Source organism: Arthrobacter luteolus NBRC 107841 (assembly GCF_001552075.1).
Lineage (GTDB): Bacteria > Actinomycetota > Actinomycetes > Actinomycetales > Micrococcaceae > Arthrobacter_B > Arthrobacter_B luteolus.
Genome location: NZ_BCQM01000007.1, coordinates 1 through 19,673, shown reverse-complemented (window position 1 = coordinate 19,673; position 19,673 = coordinate 1). Strand labels below are relative to the sequence as shown.

Here is a 19,673-nt window from a genome sequence, read left to right as displayed (position 1 = left end):
GAACCTTAGGCCCCAGCTGGGAGTACGATCAACGTAGATGAACGGACGTGCACAGCCGAGGGAGATGCCATGCACGAAGATGCTGATCTGTACCGGGCAGCAGAGCTTTACTACATCCAGGGCGCGACGATGGAGACGGTCGCGGAACAGTTCAATGTCTCCCGCTCCACCGTCTCGCGGATGCTGCAGGCAGCGCGGGAGCGGGGCATTGTCCGGATCACCCTCTCGGCGCCGGTTGACACGCGCAACGAGCTGGTGCGGACCCTGCGGAAGTCCTTCGGGGTGACCACCTATCTGGCTGCAGCACCGGCTACGGCGTCCAACGCGAAACGGCTGAAGGCCGCCGCCCGGCACGCAGCGGTGCTGATCCATGACTGGTTCACCGACGGGATGACTATGGCTGTCGCCTGGGGCACAACCACGTCGGCAGTCGCGGCTGCGCTCCAGCCGAAGCTCACCCGGGACGCGACCGTAGTACAGATGAACGGCGCGGTGAGCGCCCGGTCGGCGCAGCTGACGGCCTCTCCCGGACTGTTGACGCGGATGGCGGCCTCCTTTGACGCCGCGCTGATCCAGTTTCCTGCCCCTGCCTTCTTCGACGACGAACGGACGAGGGAGCTGATGTGGCAGGAATCCACGGTGCGGCGGGTGCTGGCGGTGCGGGCCGAGGCGGATCTGGCGGTGTTCAGCGTGGGCGCATTCCAAGGGCCCTCGCCCTCGGAGGTGTACAGCGGCGGCTACCTCACGGAGGACGCGTTCCGCGAGTTCGCCACGCATCGGGTGGTGGGCGATGTGTGTACGGTGTTCCTGCGCGAGGACGGCAGCTATGCGGACATCGGCCTGAACCGCCGGGCGTCCGGGCCCACCCCGCAGGAGCTGCGGCAAATTCCCCGCCGGCTCTGCGTAGTCTCGGGCGATCACAAGGTGCCGGGACTGCTCGCAGCGCTGCGGGCCGGCGTGATCACGGACCTGGTGCTCGACGACGGCACGGCCCGCACGCTGACGCGTCACCTGTCCCGGGGCATTAGTCCCGCAGCTCCTCCCGCAGGGGCTTGAGCCCGGCCGGTACCTCCGCGCCGGTGACGGGCGCGAAGCTGCAGGTGAACTCGCCGCGGTAGCCGAAGAGGAAACCAAACAGGGGGTTCCGCACCTGCAGCTGGATCGTGTAGACCTGCCGCTCGTCGTCGTAGGCTTCGTAGAGGTCCGCCGAACCGGTGAGGAACCGGGGAACGGTGAACTGGACCGGCCCCTCGTAGAAGCGCAGCGCGGTGGAGCGCAGATGCAGTGAGCCATCCTCCCGGACAGCAAGCTGCAGGTCGGTGGCCAGGTGCTGGTGGCTGCCGAGGTAATCCACCACGGTGCCGCGGGTTTCGCTGAAGACCATGGTCGCGTCGAAACGGCGCGGTTTGCCCGGGCGCACCTCCAGGGTGCGGGTAAAGGTGACGGTGGGCCGCCCGAACCCGTCTGTGTAGGGATAGTTCTCGATGGTGAACGGGACATTGGTGCCGCGTTCGGGGAAGAGGATGTTCCGGTACGCACCAAACTTCAGGAACGGCACCGTCCACCAGGCACCGCGCCGCACCTCAGCGAACACACCGCTGCCCACGCAGGCGTACCCGGCCGCCGGATCCACACCGAAGCGCCGCTGCAGCATCGGGTGCAGCCGGTCGAAGTCGGCTCCCAGGGCCCGGGCGAACATGGACCGGGCCGCAGTGGACCCGCCGTCCGGAATCATGCCGGTTCCGCCAAGGATGCAAGAGCCGACGGCGCCTGGCCAGCGCTTCGCTCGGGTGGCCTGCGCAGGCAGCGGGCTGCCCGCGGAATACTCCGATGCCGGGGAGCCAGGCCCGCAGCGGCGGCAGCGGTCAGGGCGGCCAGAACGGTTGCCGGCGCCGGCTTCCGAAACACCAGCGTGATGCCCGCGGCCACCGCGCCCAGGCGGAGACCGCCGTCGAGCAGCCAGCGGTTCCGGGTGCGCCGCGGATCCAGCCCCTCTTCGGCCCACAGCCGCAGCCGGTCGAAGCTCCACGCCGTGGCCCAGCCCAGCCCCGGGCGGATGAACGGCTTATCCAGCCAGCTGCCCAGCCGGCCCCAGCCCGGCGCAAAGTCATAGCCCGTGATGAACCGGGTGCCGCCGTCGGCGCCGGAAAGGTAACGCCAGTAGCCGGCGCCCGGACCAATCGGGGACAGCGGATCCTTGGTACTGAACTTCAGGACCGAGGTGGCGGCGCCGCCTGCCCCGGTCCGGCCGCCGAGGGAAACACCGGTCCCGTGAATGGTGCGGAACGGAAGCCGGAATTCGTAGCGGAACTCCTGCGGCGGTCCGTCCGCGACGGGAACGATGGAACTGAACCGAAGGTCCCACCGGGAGTGGAGATCGACCTGCTGCGTCAGCGTCCAGACGGTATCCAGCGGTGCTCGGACAGGTATCTCCACGTAGATCTGCTTCCCCATAGGGGGGAGCCTACCGGGGCCGGGCTGGTTTTAGAGGCCGGGGTTTTTAAAGTCCAGGTGTGTCTGCGTCCATCGTGCCGCGGGGTTCGCTCCAGCCGAGGTTGCCGGCCATCCGCTGCAGCACGCCGACCAGTGCGTCGTATTCCTCCTCGGACACTTCGGAGGTCAGCTGCTCCCGAATGCGTTCGACGGCGCCGCGCAGGTTTTCCAGGCTGCGCGACCCCAGGTCGGTCAGAGCGTACTCACCGTCCTGCACCGCGACCCAGCCGCTTTCGGCGAGCTCATCGATCAGTTCCTTGGAGGTGCCTGCCTCAACCGGAGGGAAGAAGGGACGGAGCTGGTCCGAGAGTTCCTTTTCCGTGGCAGGCCCGTTGGTGAGCATGTTCATCATCTGCCACTGCCGGCGGGTGACGCCGTGTTCCTCGAAGCTCGCACCGTACTGTTCGTCGACCAGCTGATCCACCAGTTTGAGCCAAAAGCCTATGGGACGTTCCTGGGTAGCCATCCCCCCACTGTACAAACCGAACCGGATGCTGGGAATGGCCGGAGCCTCCGGGCGCTGGGGGTTACTGCAGCAGCGAGTGAATGTCCTCGGCGGTCAGCGCGGAACTGAAGACGGCGTCGTCGTCCATGACCGAGGAGAACAGGGCGGCTTTCTGTTCTTTGAGCGCCATGACCTTCTCCTCGATGGTCCCGCGGGCCACCATCCGGTAGACCATCACGGAGCGGGTCTGCCCGATCCGGTGGGTGCGGTCCACGGCCTGCGCTTCCGTGGCCGGGTTCCACCAGGGGTCCAGCAGGAAAACGTAGTCCGCCTCGGTGAGGTTCAGGCCAAAGCCGCCGGCCTTGAGGCTGATGAGGAAGACCGGAGCTTCGCCGTCCTTGAACCCGGAAATTACGTCGGCCCGGTCCCGGGTGGACCCGTCCAGGTACGCGTAGGGGATGCCGGCGGCTTCGAGCCGCTGGGCCGCGAGTTTGAGGAAAGACGTGAACTGGCTGAAAACCAGGGCGCGGTGCCCCTCTGCGGTCACGTCTTCCAGCTGCTCCAGCAGCGCGTCGAGTTTGGCGGAGGGAACCCCCTGGTTCTCCGCGTCCACCAGGGAAGCATCGAGGCTGAGCATACGCAGCAGGGTCAGGGAGCGGAACACGATCATCCGGTTCCGGTCCATGTCCTGGAGCAGGCCCATCAGCTTCTGGCGTTCGCGCTGCAGGTGCGTTTCGTAGATTTTCCGGTGCTTGGGGCTCAGCTCCACTTCCAGGACCTGCTCCTGCTTGGCCGGCAGATCGGAGGCCACGGCTTCCTTGGTCCGGCGCAGCATCAGCGGTTTGATCCGGCGCCGGAGCCGGCCCAGCAGTTCCATGTCCTGGGACTTTTCGATCCGGCGCTGGTACTCGTCGGCGAATTTCCTGGCGGATGGGAACAGCCCCGGTGCCACGATGGCGAACATGGACCACAGTTCCATGAGGTTGTTTTCCATCGGGGTGCCGGTGATCGCGAGCTTGAACGGTGCGGGAAGATCCCGGGCGCACTGGTTGGCCCGGGTGGTGCGGTTCTTCACGAACTGCGCCTCATCCAGGATCAGCCCGTCCCAGTCCTGTGCCCGGTAGGCGGCGAAGTCGAGCCGGAAGATGGCGTAAGACGTCACAACGATGTCCGCGCCGTCGATCAGCTCCGCCAGCTTCCGGCGGGATTTGGTACTGGTATCGGAGACGGCGACAGCCCTCAGGCCGGGGGTGAAGCGGGCTGCTTCGGAGATCCAGTTCGGCACCACGGACGTCGGGGCGACCACCAGGAACGGGCGGCGGGCGGGCTGGCTGGCCTTCAGTGCCTGGTTCTCCAGCGCCTGGTTCTCCCGCGCCCGGGCAATCAGGGCCAGGGTCTGCAGCGTTTTGCCCAGGCCCATGTCATCCGCGAGGACTCCGCCCAGCCCGTGGTCCCAGAGGAAAGCCAGCCAGTTGTAGCCCTGCACCTGGTACGGGCGCAGCTCGGCGTTCAGACCCGCCGGGAGCGGGACCGGTGCCACGGAATCGAGTTCCAGCAGGCCGCTGACCGAGGACTTCCAGGCGGCGGCCTGTTCAGTCTCTTCCGCCAGCTCTTCGAGCTCCGCCCAGAGACCGGCCTGGTACCGGCTGATCGACAGGGCCCCGGTGTCCCATTCCTGCAGGGACTGTGCCTCTTCGATCAGGGCATGGAGCTGCTCAAACTCCGGCCGGTCCAGTGACAGGTAGGTGTTATCCACCAGTTTGATTTTGGTTTTTCCCTTGGCGATGGCCTTGAAAACGTCTGCGAAGGCCACCTGCCGGCCGTCCACGGTGATCATCACCGCAAGGTCGAACCAGTCTCTGCGTTCGGTCTCCACCGTGGTGATCTTCAGCTTCGGCGCTGAGGTCAGTTCGCGGTAGTCGGGCCGCTCGCCCAGGATGTCCACCCGGATGCCGTCGGTTTTCTGCAGCTTCGGAAGGGTGTATTCGCTGAATTCAGCGGTGTCGATCTCCTGCAGAACGGTGTTCCGCGGGGCGGCGCCGAGCACCCGGGTGGCGGTGGTCAGCAGCTCAGCTTCGGCACTGACATCCCGGGCCGCCGGTCCGTTGCCGGCCGGGTGCGCGTCCAGGGTAATCCGGTGGGCATTGGTGCCCTGCCGGTACTCGTATTCCCAAGCCAGAGCGAGGTGATCGTCCGGTTGGAAGGCGGCCGTGAGGACGAGCAGTGGAGGTTCGACCTCCGGGAACTGCACCGATTCGTCGCTGCTGGTCACCGGCAGCACCTGGCGGAGTTTGGGATAGAACTTTTCCAGGAACAGGGCTGTGTCGGCCTGGGGGATGGTCACCGGCGCGTTGCCGGCCAGCAGTGCGCGGTCCTGTTCGGTCAGGGTCCGCGGGCTCGGCGCCAGCAGGATCGTGCCGTTGGCGGATCGGACGTACAGGCCGTGGCTTCCGATAATCCCGGCTGTGTCCAGCGGATAGTGCTGGGCATCGATTTCCAGGCTGGGGAGCAGCTGCAGCGGGGCCGATTCCCCGGCGGCGGTGGCGCGCACATCAAGGGCCAGGATCGCCTCAGAGCCCAGCTGCACCGTGATGTCCTTCTTGGTGCCCACGAATTCCACGCCCAGGCGCTGTGCTTCTTCCAGCAGCTGCCAGAGCAGGGGATTGGCGAAGTCGTCCAGATAGAGCCACGAATCGTTCTGGCCGAAGTAGGTTACCCCGTTGGACCGGTGCAGGGCCGGGAACTGGGAAAACCAGCGGTGCTGCTCCGGGTCGAGTTTCAGCCCGTACGTCTGGTAGGCCAGGTTGGTCCAGGCCAGGTTGTTTTTGACCCAGGCGCCCCGGGCATTGCGCACCACGGGCCGGACTCCCAGCCGCCAGGCCGGTGCCCGGGTGCCGCGCCGCGAAGGCGGCGGACCCCAGACACCGCTGGCGCCGCCGTCGCGCCGGCGCAGTTCGAACTGCAGGCCCAGGGGAGTGTTGTGCCGCGGCTCGCTGCTTGCCGTGCCTTCGAGCAGATGCTGGAGTGTCTCCTGCCAGGCCGGAACCGCGGGAGCCGCCGGGGGGCTGCGCAGTTCCTGCCGGCTGATCAGGTGTTCGGTGTTGCTCTGCAGCGCTGCTGCGGCGACGTGCTTGCAGTCATAACCCACCGGGCAGCTGCAGTGATTGTCCGCCAGACGGAAGTCGCCCTGCCGTTTGGGTTCCAGCACCAGCATGGTGCGGTAGGGCGCATCGGCATGGCCGCGCACCCGGGCACGCAGCACGTTGCCGGGTGCATCCCAGTCCAGGGATTCGACGGCGCCGCCCTTGGCATAGCTTTGCCCCCGCTGGAAAGCGGTGCCGCCGACCACGCGGATGATGTCGGTGACATCGACGAGGGGCATGGTCGCAGGCATGAAATTATCGTCTCACGCAGCGCCGACGCCGCTTCACGAAGACCCAACACCGCAGGTCAGAGAGGTGTGCGTGTCACCGTTTAGCCTTCCGCGACGGGGACAGGTACCATCGCCTGTAACGCGGATCACAATGGCGTGATTCGCGTGCAAGCTATTGAACAAGTTATTGAGTGCAGGCGGAGCGGACGAACTCGTACACCGCGGCCGTAAATTCCCGCGGCGGTTCCAGCCGCACCTGTCCGCGGTAGGGTCCGGCACTGATCTCCAGCGGCAGGCGTGTACCGACCTTGTCCTCGGCCAATGCATGGGCATCGCAGCGCATGGGAACAATGTTCAGCTCCAGCACCGACGGCGCATCGCTGCCGGAAATGACCACCTGCCGCGGCCACGGTTCCCCGGGAGCCTCGGTGATCAGGGTGGTGGTGCCGATTGCCTCCAGAGTCAGGTTTCCGTCCCCGCCGGCTGGGCTGACAGCTATCGAGACAGTTGCGCTCCGGCCGTCTTCGGCGACGCTGAGGTCAGCGGGCAAGGCAAGGACCGCCACTGAGTCCACCGACTGCTGCAGGCAGTCCTGGCCGTGGACCCCCGCCAAGGAGGAGTAAGGGTCGGGAGCCGGCAGGGTGTGTGTGCTGCCGTCGCTGAGGGTGAGCCGCACTGTGGCTGCGGTATCGCCGGAGCTGTCCGTCCCGTCGCCGCAGACTGCGGCCGGCAGCGCGGCCGGCAGGGCAACCCTGCCTCCTGGCCGCACCGTGGTCCCGTCGCCGTCCGCGGACAGCCAGTGTGCCGGAGTGGTGTACCAGGGGGAGTGCAGGGCGGCGGCAGCGATTTCCAGGTCTTCAATCGTGTTGTTCGTGATGACCAGGTTGACGCTGCGCTCGCCGATGCTGAGCCGGCTGACGGTGAGGCTGGCACTGATTTCCGGAGCCTGCGCCTCCGGTGCGGGAGCCGCATCCTGGCGCAGGAGTGCCGGAAGGGTCTGCAGCAGGACTCCCAGGGCGACAGCGAAAATGACCGCTGCGAATACCCGGGTGACCACGGCGTCGTTGAGCCGGTGCGCGGCACGCGCCGCTGCCAGTGACGCGGCCATGGCCGCGGCGGCGAAGCTGAGCGTGAGCGTCCAGTCAATCGACAGACCCTCCAGATGGGCTGCGAAACCGGAGGCCGAGTTGATGCAGATGATGACCAGCGAGGTGCCAACGGCCCGGGACATCGGCACCCGCAGCAGCAGGGTCAGTGCGGGGATGATCAGGAAACCGCCGCCGACACCCAGCAGTCCGGTCAGGAAGCCGACTATCAGGCCCACCGGAATGCCGCGGAGCAGCAGTGCGCTCCAGTTCCGGTGTTCCGTGGAGGTGCCGCTGGCGGTGGCGGCGGAGCCCGCGAGCATGCGGATTCCCGCGAGGATCATGATGCCGGCGAAGATGAGCATCAGCCAGTCCCCGTCCAGCAGGGAGCCGGCGGCGGCTCCGGCCCAGGAGGCGGGGATTCCGGCCAGGCCGATGATCAGGACCAGCGGCCAGCTGACGCCCCTGCGGAGGCGGGGAAGAGCTCCGGCAGCGGAGGCCAGCCCGACGACGATGAGCGACGTGGGCACGGCGTCTTCCGGGCTGAGCCCGACGACGTAGACCAGGGCCGGAACCGTGATGATCGCACCGCCGGCTCCCACCAGGCCCACCACTGCACCAACCACCAGGCCGGCGGCCAGTCCGATCAGCACCATGTCCATGGGGAAACATTCCCAGAACCGCGGCGTGCGGAGAAGATGCATGCCCGAATATACCCCCGGGGGTGTTTTGCATACCCCCATGGGTATATGGGACGGTGGAGCTTCCCCCATTTTGACTCCGAAAGGACCCACCATGACCGCCCATGACCCAGCGGCCGTAACCTCCATTGACGCCCGGACGCTGCGCGCCTGGCTGCAGGACCCTGACGACCTGATCGTCATTGACGTCCGGTTTGCCGCCGAGTTTGAAACCCTCCATATCCGCGGCTCCTACAACGTCCCCCTGCCGCTGCTGGCCGAACACACGGACGACGTCGCGGAGCGGCTCGGCAAGCGGGTGGTGCTCGTCTGCCAGTCGGGAACCCGCGCTGAACAGGCCCGCGCCCGGCTCGGCTCGGCGGGCATCAGCTCTGCCCACGTCCTGACCGGCGGCGTACCGGCTTTCGCTGCCGCCGGCGGCGACGTTGTCCGCGGCCGGCAGCGCTGGGACCTCGAACGGCAGGTCCGGCTGGTAGCGGGATCCGCCGTCGTACTGGGCCTGGCCGGTGGCCGCCTGGTCTCACCCAAGCTGCGGGTGCTCGCGGGCGGTATCGGTGCCGGCCTCACTTTCTCCGCTGCCACCAACTCCTGCGCCATGGGTGCGGCGCTGGCCAGGATGCCGTGGAACAAGGCCGGCTCTGAGCCGACCCGTGAGTCCGCCATTCAGTCGCTGCCCAAGCAGGGCGGACCTGTAGCCTCATGACGCCTTCCCTGGTGCTGGTGCTCAGCCTGTCGCTGCTGATCGGACTTTCGCTTGGCCTGCTGGGCGGCGGCGGCTCGATCCTTACGGTGCCGATCCTGGTCTACGTGGCCGGGTTTGGTGCCAAGGAAGCCATCGCGTCCTCACTGTTCGTGGTGGGGGTGACCTCCGCTGTCAGTGTGATCGGCCATGCCCGCAGCGGCCGCGTGCGCTGGAAGACCGGACTGATCTTCGGTGCGGCAGGCATGGCCGGCGCGTTTGCCGGCGGCCTCCTGGGCAGCCGGATCCCTTCCGTGGTGCTGATGATCGCGTTCTCGCTCATGATGATTGCGACCTCGATCGCGATGCTGCGCGGCCGGCGCAAGACCGGCCCGGACAAGGCGTATTCCGACCTGCCGATCCTGCGCATCCTTGCTGACGGTGCCGTCGTCGGCCTGGTAACCGGCCTGGTTGGCGCCGGCGGCGGCTTCCTGGTGGTGCCTGCCCTGGCACTGCTTGGCGGCATGCCGATGGCGATGGCTGTGGGCACCTCGCTGGTGGTGATCGCGATGAAGTCCTTCGCCGGGCTGGCCGGATACCTGACCACCGTGCAGATCGACTGGAGCATGACCCTGGCCGTCACAGCCATGGCCATTGTCGGATCCCTCATCGGAGCCCGCCTGGTCGGCAGGATTCCGGAAGCCGCCCTGCGGAAGGCCTTTGGCTGGTTTGTTCTGGCCATGGGAACGTTCGTCCTGGTCCAGGAGATCCTGGGCATCTAACCCTCGAACCAGAAAAACCCCGGCCCGCTGAATGCGGACCGGGGTTTTTCTGGCTGTGGCGTTCCCGCTACGAAGCGTGCGCGGCAGCCCAGGCGGGGTAGGCGCCCTCGAGTTCGACGACGTCGTACCCGGCGTTGCGCAGGGCGTTACCGACGATTGAACTGCGCATGCCGCTGGCACAGTACGCCACGATCTTGCCCTCGGATGGCAGCTGCTCGAGGTTCCAGAGGGCGCGTCCGCCGTGCAGCTGGTGTGAGCCGGGGATGCTGCCCGCCTCGTGCTCGGTGCGGGCGCGCACGTCCAGGATCATGGCTGCGTCGAACGAGTCCAGCTCCGTGGCGGAGACAGTGGCGGGGACAGCCTGCGGGAGTCCTGCCAGGCTGGGAACAAAGCCGGCGACGTCGTCAATCCCCACCCGGGCCAGGGCATCGCGGACCTGATGCGCCTGTCCCTGGTCCGCCGCAAGCAGGAGCAGCGGCCGGGTGTCCTCCGAATCGGGATTCACCGCCCAGGCGCCGAAGCTGGCGGTCTTGCCGCCCGCCGGAATGTGCAGGGCGCCCGGAACGGTGCCCGAATGAAGTTCGGGAACGCTGCGGGTATCCACGAAGGTGGCGTTGCCGGCCGCAAGGCGGGCAGCGGCGTCGTCGGCCGTGAGTTCGGCGAGCGGTTCGCGGGGGCCAAGCACTGCCGGACCCTGCCGGTTCTGCTGCTTCATCCGGGCGAAGTAGGCGTGCGCCTCGGGCTGGCCGTCCAGGAGTTCGTTGATGAAACCCTGCTCGTCGCCGGCCGCCAGGTAAGGGCCCCACCAGGCGTAGAGGCGCTCGTAGCCCACGGTGGAGGAGGGGATGGCGCCCAGCGCCTTGCCGCAGGCGCTGCCTGCGCCGTGGCCGGGGTGGACCTGAACGTAGTCCGGCAGAGTGAGGAACTTGTCCCGCAGGCTGGCGAACATCTGCTTGGCACCTTCGAAACGGGTGTCGACGCCGCCGGCGGCTTCGTCCAGCAGGTCCGGGCGGCCCAGGTCGCCGGCGAAGACGAAGTCGCCGGAGAGCAGGTACCCGGCCTGGTCGGTGAACGCGCCGTCGGTCACCAGGTAGGAGAGGTGCTCGGGGGTGTGCCCCGGGGTGTGCAGCGCCTTGATGGTGAGGTTGCCGATCCTGATCGCATCACCGTCGAACAGGCGCTCGCCGTCAAAGCCGTATTGCCAGTCCGTGCCGCCCTCGCCGGAGACATAGATCTGCGCACCGGTGTCCGCAGCGAGTTCACGTGTGCCGGAGAGGTAGTCGGCGTGGATATGGGTTTCCGTGACGGCGGTGATTTTCATGCCGTTTGCGGCTGCGAGGGAGAGGTAAGGGGCGATGTCCCGCCGGGGGTCGACGACGATCGCCTCGCCGCGGCGCTGGCAGCCGATGAAGTAGCTGGCCTGGGCCAGGTCCTCGTCATAGATGCGTTCGATAAGCATGGGATGTCCTCCGTGGGGGTTGGGGATGTCCCTCCACGGTAATACCCCCTGGGGTATAGAATCAAATACCCCAGGGGGTACCCTCATGCTTCAGCTGGGCCGCAGCCTTACCGCAGCCTTACCGCAGCGGATCGAAAGGCCGGATGGCGGCCGGAGTGGAGCCCGTGACAATCTGCTCCGCGAGGAGCTTGCCGGTGGCGGGTCCCAGTACTATTCCCCACATGCCGTGGCCTCCGGCCACGTAAACACCCGGTGCCTTGGTGGCGCCGATTAGCGGCAGCCCGTCCGGGGTGACCGGGCGCGGTCCCACCCAGATGTCCTGCAGCTCAGTAAGGTCCATGTTCTGGAACAGCGGGCGCACCGAAGCGAGGATGGCGTCGATCCGGCCGGTCTGCAGCGGCTCGTCCGGGCCGCGGAATTCCATGGTCCCGGCGATGCGCAGCCTGCCCTGGTAAGGGGTGCAGGCAACGCGGCGGGCCGGGAAGTAGATGGGGAATTCCGCCGGCTGATCCGTGGCCACGCTGAAGGAATAACCGCGGCCGGCCTGCACCAGGGTCTTCACGCCCAGCGGGCGGGCGAGCTTGGGCAGCCACGCGCCGGTGGCGAGGACAACGACGTCGGCGGCAATGGGTTCCTGTGCATAGGTTTCGACGGCGATGCCGGCGGGTCCGTGGCGCAGCGACTGCACCTCGGAGCCGGTGATGATGCGCCCGCCGCGTTCCCGGACCGCTTCGGCGAGGGCTTCGACAAAGGGGCCCGGTTCCAGGAACCGCTGGCCCTCCATGGCGAACACCGATTCCACGTTGGCGGAAAGCTGCGGAACCTTCAGCTGGGCATCCTCGAGCCGCTCCAGCGGAACCTGCTGCCCGGCGGCCTCCACATGGTGGATTTCCTCGACGAACGGCACCGACTGGGCTTCCTTCTCGAAGCCGATGATGAACGGACCCTTGCGGGTCTGCGCCTGGACGCCGGCGCCGGTGAGCTCGTCAAAGCACTCCAGGGCCATCTGGTCGATCGGTGTCAGTGCCGCCATCGCCTTGGCCCAGGCGCCCGGGGTGGCGTGAGCGGCGAAGCGCAGCAGGAAGGACCACAGCTGCGGATCCAGCCGGGCGGGAATGTGCAGCGGGGCTGCGGGGTCCAGCAGTGCCTTCGCCCCGTAGCTCCACAGGGACGGGTCGGAGAGCGGCATCGCCATGCCCGGGGTCAGCCAGCCGGCATTGCCCCAGGATGCACCGGCGCCCACTCCGGAACGGTCCAGGACCGTGACCTGGACGCCCTGTTCCTGGAGGTGCCAGGCGGTGGAAAGCCCCACCATTCCCGCTCCTACGACGACGGCGGTGCGCGGGGCTGTGGCACGGGGATACATGGCGGCTCCTTTTGGATTGGTCTCAGTGATTGAGTTAAGCGCAATCGTCGAATAATCCACATCACAATGGCAATGGTTTTGCAGAAGATTCTCTGTAGGCTCGCGTGCATGACAAATGATTCGACTGCGGCAGAGTTTTCCAGCGCTGGACCGAAGGATCGGCGGGAGCTGGACGCGCTGGACCGAAGGATTCTCGAACTCCTCCAGGCGGATGCCCGGATGCCGAACAATGCCATCGCGGCCGCCGTCGGGATTGCGCCTTCCACCTGCCACGGGCGGATTCGCACCCTGCAGGAAAACGGTGTGATCCGCGGTTTTCATGCGGACGTGGATCCGGCGGCGACCGGCAGGGGACTGCAGGCAATGATTGCCATTCGGCTTCATGCCCACGCCCGGTCCAATCTGGCGACCTTCAAGGACTATCTGGCGCAACTGCCGGGCGTGGAGAGCATTTTCTTTGTGACCGGGGACCGGGATTTCCTGATTCATGTGGCGTTGTCCGATTCGGAAGCCCTGCGGGATCTGGTGGCCCACAACATCAGTGTTCATCCGGAGGTTGCCGGAACCAATACCAGCGTGATCTTCGAGTACGTCTCCGTGCGGCAGCCTGCGGGCTGAGGTCTTTCCCTGTGCTATCTTGGACCTGATAAATCTGATTTATTACTGGCTCAGCCACAACCAAATCAGATGTAATGGAGCGTCTGAGGAGTTTTGCCATGCCGTTGGCGGACAAGCCGTATACCCCACTGGTGGTTATGGGAGTGCAGGGTTGTGGCAAGTCCACAGCGGGCCAGGCTGTTGCCGCCCGCCTGGGACTGCCCTTCCTGGATGGAGATGACCTTCATTCGGTCAGCAACAAACAGAAAATGGCCTCCGGGCATCCCCTCACCGACGCCGACCGCGAACCGTGGCTGCGCGCCATCGGCTGTGAGCTGGCAGCCGGACTGCAGCGGGGAACCGCCACGGTGATCGCCTGCTCCTCCCTGAAGCGCCAGTACCGCGACCTGATCCGCTCCTACGCACCGGAAACCCAGTTCATCCACCTGGATGGATCCCGGGAACTGATCGCGGAGCGGCTTACCCAGCGGGACCACGAATACATGCCCCTCACGCTGCTGGATTCCCAGTTTGCGACCCTTGAACCCCTCGGTGAGGATGAAGCCGGTATCCGGCTGGACATCTCGCTGAGCCTTAACGAAATCGCGGCCGCCGCAGCGGAAGCCTTCGACCCCGCCGGGCACTGAGCCCGGTTTACTCTCTCCACCCTGATAGGACAACGATGACCGATCTTGAGCTCAACTGGACGCTGGGTACTCCCGGCCTCCTGTTGGTCGCCGTGGCAGCCATTGCGCTGCTGCTGGTGCTGATTATGAAGTTCCGCATCCATGCGTTCCTGGCACTGATCACGGTCTCCGTGCTCACCGCCATCGCTACCGGCGTTGGGGCTGCCGACCTGGTCCCGACGCTGCTGAGCGGCTTCTCCTCCACCCTGGGCAGCGTCGCGCTGCTGGTCGGTCTCGGCGCCATGCTGGGCCGCATGCTGGAAGTTTCCGGCGGTGCCGAGGTTCTGACCAACGCCCTGATTAACAAATTCGGCCAGAAGCGGGCCTCGCTGGCCCTCTCCGTGGCCTCGCTGCTGTTCGGCTTCCCGATCTTCTTCGACGCAGGCCTTGTGGTTATGCTGCCGATCATCTTCACCGTTGCCCGCCGGATGGGCGGCTCCCTGCTGACCTACGCCTTCCCCGCCGCGGCCGCATTCTCCGTGATGCATATCTTTGTTCCGCCGCACCCGGGTCCGGTGGCCGCCACCGGCCTCCTAGGCGCCGACGTCGGACTGGTCCTGGTCTTTGGCCTGATCGTCGCGATCCCCACCTGGTACCTGACCGGTTACCTCTTTGGCCACTTCCTGGGCCGTAAGTTCAACATCCCGGTTCCGACCATCCTGGACGCGCCCAAGGGTTCAGCCGAGTCGGAGTTCCGCTCCACTCCGAGCCTGGGCACCATCATCACTCTGCTGCTCCTGCCGTTCGTCCTGATCTTCCTGAACACCGGCCTGAACATGGCCGCCTCGGCCGACCTCGTGTCCCTGGAGGACACCTGGGTGCAGATCCTGCGCACGCTTGGTGAAACCCCGATCGCCCTGCTGATCACCGTGTTCCTGGCCATGTGGCTGCTGGGCCGCCGTCAGGGCAAAAAGGGCACGCTCATCGAGACCGTCGTTGACAGCGCCCTGGGCCCGGTATGTTCCATCATCCTCATCACCGGTGCCGGTGGTATGTTCGGCGGCGTCCTGCGTGCCAGCGGTATCGGCAACGCCATTGCCGACTCGCTCGACGCAATCGGCCTGCCGGTCATCGTTGCCGGCTTCGTGATCGCTGCGATCGTCCGCCTGGCCCAGGGTTCGGCCACCGTGGCCCTGACCACCGCGGCCGCCCTCGTTCAGCCCGTTGTCCTGGACAACCCGGACTTCAACGCGGTGCAGACCGTCGCGATCGTCCTGGCACTGGCCGCCGGCTCGGTCTTCGCCGGCCACGTGAACGACTCCGGCTTCTGGCTGGTGAGCCGCTTCTTCCAGATGGACACCAAGACCACGCTGAAGACGTGGACCGTTGGCCAGGCGCTGATCGGCACCGTCGGCTTCATCTTGGCCCTTGCGATCTACCTGGTCGCATCGAGCGTTTAGCAATGTAGTACGGCCGGGGGCGGCAGCAGCTGCCTCCGGCCGTTTTGGCACCACCGCCCTTTTGGGGCTGGCGGTGCAGGAAAGGAATGCAGCACATGGCTGAGAACATGTTCGATATTTCCGGGCGGATCGCCCTGGTCACCGGCTCGAGCCGGGGGATCGGCAACGCAATTGCCCGCGGCCTCGCCCGCGCCGGCGCGGTTGTGGTCCTCAACGGCCTCGACGCCGAGCGGCTGGAAAACGCCCGCGCGGCAATGGCAGCCGAGTTCGGTGGAGACAGAATCCTCGCCCGCCAGTTCGACGTCACCGATGCGCAAGCAGCGGCCGACGGCGTGGCCTGGGTGGAGCGGGAAGTTGGTCCGCTGTCGATCCTGGTCAACAACGCCGGCGTGCAGCACCGCGTGCCGATGCTGGACCTCGACGTCGCCGATTGGGAGCGCGTGATGCGCACCAATCTGACCAGCGCGTTCCTGGTGGGCCGGGAAGCAGCCCGGCACATGATTCCGCGCGGCGCCGGGAAGATCATCAACATTGCTTCGGTGCAGACCGACCTGGCACGTCCCACCATTGCCCCGTACACCGCCTCCAAGGGTGGAATCCGGAACCTTACCCGTGCGATGACCGCAGAGTGGGCAGGTGAAGGCCTGCAGATCAACGCAATCGCTCCGGGGTACATCCACACGGAAATGACCCAGAACCTGGTCGATGACGAGGCGTTCAACTCGTGGATCCTGGGACGCACGCCGGCTCATCGGTGGGGGACCGTGGAGGACATTGTTGGTCCGGCAATCTGGCTGGCCTCGGACGCTTCCAACTTCATCAACGGTCAGGTCGTCTTTATTGACGGCGGCATAACCACAGTGGTCTGAAAGGCGTAATCATGATTCCGGAAACTGTTCTTGGCGTTGTCGCCCATGGCGCGGGTGACCTGCGGGTCGAGCCGGTTGCTCTGGCTGCCCCGGCGGCCGACGAGGCCGTGGTCGAGGTGGCTTACGGCGGCGTCTGCGGGTCCGACCTGCACTACTGGCAGCACGGCGCCGCGGGTGAGTCCATCCTGAAGGCTCCGATGCTCCTCGGCCACGAGGTGGTGGGCCGGGTGGCCCAGGCTGCGTCCGATGGAACCGGCCCGGCTGTAGGGACCGCCGTGGCCGTGCATCCGGCGACCCCGGGTCCGGGCGACGGCACACGCTATCCCGAGGACCGGCCGAACCTTTCGCCCGGCTGCACCTACCTCGGCAGCGCAGCGCGGTTCCCCCACACCGAAGGCGCCTTTGCCCGGTACGTCAATCTGCCGACGCGGATGCTCCGCGTGCTTCCGGCCGAGCTTCCGATGCGGCGTGCGGCCCTGGTGGAGCCCGCTGCTGTTGCCTGGCACGCTGTTTCCCGGGCCGGCGATGTGCGCGGCAAGCGGGTGCTGGTTATTGGCTCCGGGCCCATCGGTGCGCTGATCACGGCAGTGCTGAAGACCCGCGGCGCCGGTGAGATCATCACAACCGACATGCACGAGCAGCCGCTGGCCACCGCCCGTAAAGTGGGTGCGGACCGCTCCATCCTCGCAACGGATGCCGAAGCTATTGCCTCCGTGGATGCGGACATCTGTTTCGAGTCCTCCGGCAGCTACCGCGGCCTGATGTCCGCCGTCCAGGGGGCTACCCGTGGCGGCCGGGTGGTCATGGTTGGGCTGCTGCCGTCCGGCGAGCAGCCGGCGCTGATCTCCTTGGCCATCACCCGGGAGCTGGAACTGGTTGGCTCCTTCCGCTTCAACGATGAGATTGACGAGGTGATTGCTGCCCTGGCGGACGGGACCCTGCAGATCGATCCCGTTATCACGCATGAATTCGCCGCAGACGATGCCTTGGAAGCGTTCGGGGTAGCCCGGGACGCATCCGTGAGCAGCAAGGTCCTGCTGCGGTTCGGCGGGGCGGAGTAGCTTCGGAGTTGCCCCTGTGAACAGGCGCACCTGGCCATTGGCCTGGTGCGCCTGTTTCTGTTTGTGCTGTCTTGCCTGTTCTGCGCTGCTGTCCTGCTGTGCTGTGCTGCTGTTCTGTTCTGTGCTGCGCGGGGCTCAGTTGCCATCATTGAGACCGGATCCTACGAAGTCATCAAGAGGTTCCCGGTTGATTCGACAGGCAGCCGCGTCGGTCAGATGAATCACGAACCCGGTAATCCAGGACTGGGAGAAGCGGCCCGGTTCTCAGCGGAAGCGCTTACCTTGTCCGGCGGTGTTCCAGGCAGGGGCGGTGCGGCGGAGAGATACGTGTGGCCGGTGGGTGTGACGGTCCGGACTGTGTGGCGTTGGCCCTGGACGGCTGCTGTTTCAGCGGTCCAGCCGGGTGCTTCTTTGGTGTGGTTGCAGGCTTCACAGAGTCCTTGTCCGTTGGTGTAGTTGGTTGGTCCGCCGGCGGAGTGGGGGCGGATGTGGTCGATATGCCGGATGGGTGCATCGCACCACGGCGTGCGGCAGGTTCGGTCCCGGGTACGGATCAATCTGGCCAGTCCGGGCGGGAAGTACCGGGCTTTGGAGTCCATGGCGATCAGTTCACCGGTGGCGGGGTCCAGATAGAGCCGGCGCAGGGTCACACGGGCATGTTCGCGGGCATGTTCGCGGGCATGGCCGCGGATCTGTTCCCGAAGCGGAACCTCGGGTGGGTGCAGGTCCGGGTTGTTTCCGGTGATTGGCGTTCCGGGTCGGCCGGGCTGGCTGGGCTGGCTGGGTTGGCCGGGCTGGCCGGGCTGGCTGGGCTGGCTGGGCTGGCCGGGCGAACTGGGTTGGCCGGGCTGGCCGGGCGAGCTGGGTTGTTCGGACCCGACGTGGTGTTGGGGCGGGCTATGCCGAGGATGCGGGATACCTTCTTCGGACGGGATTTTCTCGGCTGCCGGGTCCGGATCCAGCCCGTGTAGGGCGTCGGTGATGAGGTCCCTGGCCCATTGGCCGGGAACGGTCCCGTAACCGGGGAAGTACGCCGGCTCGTCCTGCGGTGGTGTCGGTAATTTCTCGTCTCTCGTGGCCAGGACTGAGGCGGAAGCAGCCGATGCGGCTGACTCGGGAACGGTCGCTGCTTCCGGGTCGGGCGCTGCTTCCGGATCGGGCGCTGGGGCCGAATCGGGTGGCAGTGCGGAAGCGTGTTCAGGCGCTCGGAAGATCTGGTGTTCGGACACTGGGTCACTGGTTCCTCCGGGAACTGCTATCTCGGACCCGAAGCTGTTGGTGAAGCATGTCTGGTTGAAGAGGGTCCGGTCGGTCATGACGAGCTGGACCTCGACCGGAACCTGGGATGCGGCGGCCTGCCCGGTGATTCGTTCGACGAGGGTGTCGGCCATGATCTGCCCCCGGCCTCGTTCGTCCCCGGAGGAGCGCAAGCTATCAGCGGTCCGGGACAGGGCGGTGAACACGGCTACGCCCTGGGCGACGGGCAGCAGCCCGGTCAGATAGGACATGGTGTCCGGTGCCGGGCGGCAGGACACGTATCTGTCTGCGACGGCTTTGGTGTGCCGGCGCACCTGCGAGGCGGGATCGATGGCCTGGGTGAGGGACCGGATCCTGGCTATGAGTTTGCGGTCTCCGACCCCTTCCAATGCGGCAGGGTTCCCGCAGATCAGGGCATCGATTCGGCGGCGGTCGTCCACCTCGAGGCAGGCGGTTTCCCGGACCAGAAGGGTGGCGCGCCATTCGCTGAGGACTCCGGTGGATAAGGCGTGGAGAGTGTGGGGCATTTCGTGGACCAGGGCCTTGCCAAGGCCGAGGTGCCGGCCCCCGCGGTGGGGTGAGTCTCTTCGGGCCAGTGCGATCTGCGCTCCAACACCGCGCCCAAGCTGGGCCGGCGGGATCCCGGCCCTGGCCCGGGCCAGCCGCTGAGAGGCATCAAACGCAGCCGCTGCGCGTGCCTGCGCTGCGGCTGCCGCAGACTTCAACTCTTCCAAGACCCGAGTCAGGTCAATTAGTTCGGAATCGTTGAAAAGGACAGCGTCCAAGTCACTGTCCTCTAAACGGCTAATCCATTCACGGACTTCGACGACTCGGTCGTGGCCTGCCCGTTGGAGGGACGGGTGGGTCGCTTTCTGGTCCGAGAACGGACTCGCCTTTGCGTGTTCCGAGAGAACGTCCGTGGACTTAGGGTGAACACCCTTCGACTCAGGGAGAAAGGGACGGCTCGCCGGCATATGGCGTTTCGGGCGTGGCATGGGCATCTCGGAACCCGCCCAATGAGTTCCGCCGTGTGGTGCCGCTTCCATCTCCAACATGGTCAAAGACTAGAAACCACTAGCCGTCCCCGGGACAGTGGAGGGTCCAACTGTGGATAAGAATCCTTGCCTCCGGTGGGGACCGGCACCTGTGGAGGAGAAGAATCGGGCCGCGTCGCCGGTTACTGCTTCGGTGGTGCCGGGCTCCGCTCCGACTCTGCCGGTCCACATCGTCCCGACGGTGCTCCGCCGCCGTTGGCGCCGCTGCCCCGCTACGGTCGGCTCCGCGCCGCCGCCATCGCCCGCTTCGCTCCGTCCCGCCCCGCTTCGCGCCGCGCCGCTTCGCTCCGTCCCGCCCCGCTTCGCGCCGCGCCGCGTCGCCCGGCTCCGCGTCGCCGCGCCGCCCGCGCTCCACGGCCGCCGCC

16 protein-coding genes are annotated in these 19,673 nt (G+C 66.6%); 8 read left to right on the top strand and 8 right to left on the bottom strand.

Going from position 1 to position 19,673, the window contains the following annotated elements:
- Positions 1-69 precede the first annotated feature (69 nt).
- Positions 70-1,056, top strand: coding sequence for a sugar-binding transcriptional regulator (locus AL3_RS12915; protein WP_066301602.1), 987 nt, complete (start codon positions 70-72; stop codon positions 1,054-1,056).
- On the opposite strand, the gene AL3_RS12910 is transcribed toward AL3_RS12915, so the two are convergent.
- The 5 genes from AL3_RS12910 to AL3_RS18120 all read right to left on the bottom strand — a co-directional run bounded on the left by AL3_RS12910 (position 1,025) and on the right by AL3_RS18120 (position 8,058).
- Positions 1,025-1,735, bottom strand: coding sequence for a DUF4166 domain-containing protein (locus AL3_RS12910; protein WP_066301600.1), 711 nt, complete (start codon positions 1,733-1,735; stop codon positions 1,025-1,027). The genes AL3_RS12915 and AL3_RS12910 overlap by 32 nt on opposite strands.
- Positions 1,732-2,454 (bottom strand): hypothetical protein, encoded by a 723-nt coding sequence (locus tag AL3_RS12905; protein ID WP_066301597.1) that lies wholly within the window; start codon positions 2,452-2,454, stop codon positions 1,732-1,734. The genes AL3_RS12910 and AL3_RS12905 overlap by 4 nt, the downstream gene beginning before the upstream one ends.
- A 46-nt stretch (positions 2,455-2,500) precedes the next feature.
- Positions 2,501-2,959 carry a MarR family winged helix-turn-helix transcriptional regulator gene (locus AL3_RS12900; RefSeq protein ID WP_066301588.1) on the bottom strand — a complete coding sequence of 153 codons (459 nt, stop codon included), beginning with the start codon at positions 2,957-2,959 and terminating at the stop codon, positions 2,501-2,503.
- A gap of 61 nt (positions 2,960-3,020) precedes the next feature.
- Positions 3,021-6,332 (bottom strand): DEAD/DEAH box helicase, encoded by a 3,312-nt coding sequence (locus tag AL3_RS12895; protein ID WP_066301586.1) that lies wholly within the window; start codon positions 6,330-6,332, stop codon positions 3,021-3,023.
- 163 nt (positions 6,333-6,495) lie between these two features.
- The gene (locus AL3_RS18120) at positions 6,496-8,058 is read right to left on the bottom strand and encodes a sulfite exporter TauE/SafE family protein (protein WP_246168683.1); all 1,563 of its coding nucleotides are present in this window, start codon (positions 8,056-8,058) and stop codon (positions 6,496-6,498) included.
- A 133-nt stretch (positions 8,059-8,191) separates the two neighbouring features.
- Between AL3_RS18120 and AL3_RS12885 the strand changes: the two genes are divergently transcribed.
- A complete protein-coding gene (locus AL3_RS12885; protein ID WP_066301584.1) occupies positions 8,192-8,800 on the top strand; it encodes a rhodanese-like domain-containing protein in 609 nt (202 codons plus the stop codon).
- The gene (locus AL3_RS12880) at positions 8,797-9,558 is read left to right on the top strand and encodes a sulfite exporter TauE/SafE family protein (protein ID WP_083521720.1); all 762 of its coding nucleotides are present in this window, start codon (positions 8,797-8,799) and stop codon (positions 9,556-9,558) included. The genes AL3_RS12885 and AL3_RS12880 overlap by 4 nt, the downstream gene beginning before the upstream one ends.
- A gap of 67 nt (positions 9,559-9,625) precedes the next feature.
- On the opposite strand, the gene AL3_RS12875 is transcribed toward AL3_RS12880, so the two are convergent.
- Both AL3_RS12875 and AL3_RS12870 read right to left on the bottom strand, forming a co-directional pair.
- Positions 9,626-11,017 carry an MBL fold metallo-hydrolase gene (locus AL3_RS12875; RefSeq protein WP_066301582.1) on the bottom strand — a complete coding sequence of 464 codons (1,392 nt, stop codon included), beginning with the start codon at positions 11,015-11,017 and terminating at the stop codon, positions 9,626-9,628.
- 118 nt (positions 11,018-11,135) lie between these two features.
- On the bottom strand, positions 11,136-12,383 hold the full coding sequence (locus AL3_RS12870) for an NAD(P)/FAD-dependent oxidoreductase (RefSeq protein WP_066301574.1): 1,248 nt from the start codon (positions 12,381-12,383) through the stop codon (positions 11,136-11,138).
- Between the two features lie 108 nt (positions 12,384-12,491).
- Here AL3_RS12870 and AL3_RS12865 point away from each other — a divergent pair, with 108 nt between their 5' ends.
- The 5 genes from AL3_RS12865 to AL3_RS12845 all read left to right on the top strand — a co-directional run bounded on the left by AL3_RS12865 (position 12,492) and on the right by AL3_RS12845 (position 16,996).
- Entirely contained in the window at positions 12,492-13,001 is a 510-nt protein-coding gene (locus AL3_RS12865) for an Lrp/AsnC family transcriptional regulator (protein WP_066301571.1), read from the top strand.
- Positions 13,002-13,099: 98 nt separating this feature from the next.
- Complete coding sequence (locus tag AL3_RS12860) at positions 13,100-13,627, top strand: gluconokinase (protein WP_066301569.1); 528 nt, start codon at positions 13,100-13,102, stop codon at positions 13,625-13,627.
- 35 nt (positions 13,628-13,662) lie between these two features.
- Entirely contained in the window at positions 13,663-15,066 is a 1,404-nt protein-coding gene (locus AL3_RS12855) for a GntP family permease (protein ID WP_066301566.1), read from the top strand.
- A gap of 95 nt (positions 15,067-15,161) precedes the next feature.
- The gene (locus AL3_RS12850) at positions 15,162-15,935 is read left to right on the top strand and encodes an SDR family oxidoreductase (protein ID WP_066301981.1); all 774 of its coding nucleotides are present in this window, start codon (positions 15,162-15,164) and stop codon (positions 15,933-15,935) included.
- An 11-nt stretch (positions 15,936-15,946) separates the two neighbouring features.
- Positions 15,947-16,996 carry an L-idonate 5-dehydrogenase gene (locus tag AL3_RS12845; RefSeq protein ID WP_066301562.1) on the top strand — a complete coding sequence of 350 codons (1,050 nt, stop codon included), beginning with the start codon at positions 15,947-15,949 and terminating at the stop codon, positions 16,994-16,996.
- A gap of 221 nt (positions 16,997-17,217) precedes the next feature.
- Here the strand turns inward: AL3_RS12845 and AL3_RS18980 are convergent, their stop codons facing one another.
- Positions 17,218-19,038 carry an HNH endonuclease gene (locus AL3_RS18980; protein ID WP_066301560.1) on the bottom strand — a complete coding sequence of 607 codons (1,821 nt, stop codon included), beginning with the start codon at positions 19,036-19,038 and terminating at the stop codon, positions 17,218-17,220.
- Positions 19,039-19,673 lie beyond the last annotated feature (635 nt).

Coding starts and splice junctions, on each gene's coding strand:
- AL3_RS12915 (WP_066301602.1), top strand. CDS start 70: ATGCACGAAGATGCTGATCTGTACCGGGCAGCAGAGCTTTACTACATC.
- AL3_RS12910 (WP_066301600.1), bottom strand. CDS start 1,735: ATGATTCCGGACGGCGGGTCCACTGCGGCCCGGTCCATGTTCGCCCGG.
- AL3_RS12905 (WP_066301597.1), bottom strand. CDS start 2,454: ATGGGGAAGCAGATCTACGTGGAGATACCTGTCCGAGCACCGCTGGAT.
- AL3_RS12900 (WP_066301588.1), bottom strand. CDS start 2,959: ATGGCTACCCAGGAACGTCCCATAGGCTTTTGGCTCAAACTGGTGGAT.
- AL3_RS12895 (WP_066301586.1), bottom strand. CDS start 6,332: ATGCCTGCGACCATGCCCCTCGTCGATGTCACCGACATCATCCGCGTG.
- AL3_RS18120 (WP_246168683.1), bottom strand. CDS start 8,058: ATGGACATGGTGCTGATCGGACTGGCCGCCGGCCTGGTGGTTGGTGCA.
- AL3_RS12885 (WP_066301584.1), top strand. CDS start 8,192: ATGACCGCCCATGACCCAGCGGCCGTAACCTCCATTGACGCCCGGACG.
- AL3_RS12880 (WP_083521720.1), top strand. CDS start 8,797: ATGACGCCTTCCCTGGTGCTGGTGCTCAGCCTGTCGCTGCTGATCGGA.
- AL3_RS12875 (WP_066301582.1), bottom strand. CDS start 11,017: ATGCTTATCGAACGCATCTATGACGAGGACCTGGCCCAGGCCAGCTAC.
- AL3_RS12870 (WP_066301574.1), bottom strand. CDS start 12,383: ATGTATCCCCGTGCCACAGCCCCGCGCACCGCCGTCGTCGTAGGAGCG.
- AL3_RS12865 (WP_066301571.1), top strand. CDS start 12,492: ATGACAAATGATTCGACTGCGGCAGAGTTTTCCAGCGCTGGACCGAAG.
- AL3_RS12860 (WP_066301569.1), top strand. CDS start 13,100: ATGCCGTTGGCGGACAAGCCGTATACCCCACTGGTGGTTATGGGAGTG.
- AL3_RS12855 (WP_066301566.1), top strand. CDS start 13,663: ATGACCGATCTTGAGCTCAACTGGACGCTGGGTACTCCCGGCCTCCTG.
- AL3_RS12850 (WP_066301981.1), top strand. CDS start 15,162: ATGGCTGAGAACATGTTCGATATTTCCGGGCGGATCGCCCTGGTCACC.
- AL3_RS12845 (WP_066301562.1), top strand. CDS start 15,947: ATGATTCCGGAAACTGTTCTTGGCGTTGTCGCCCATGGCGCGGGTGAC.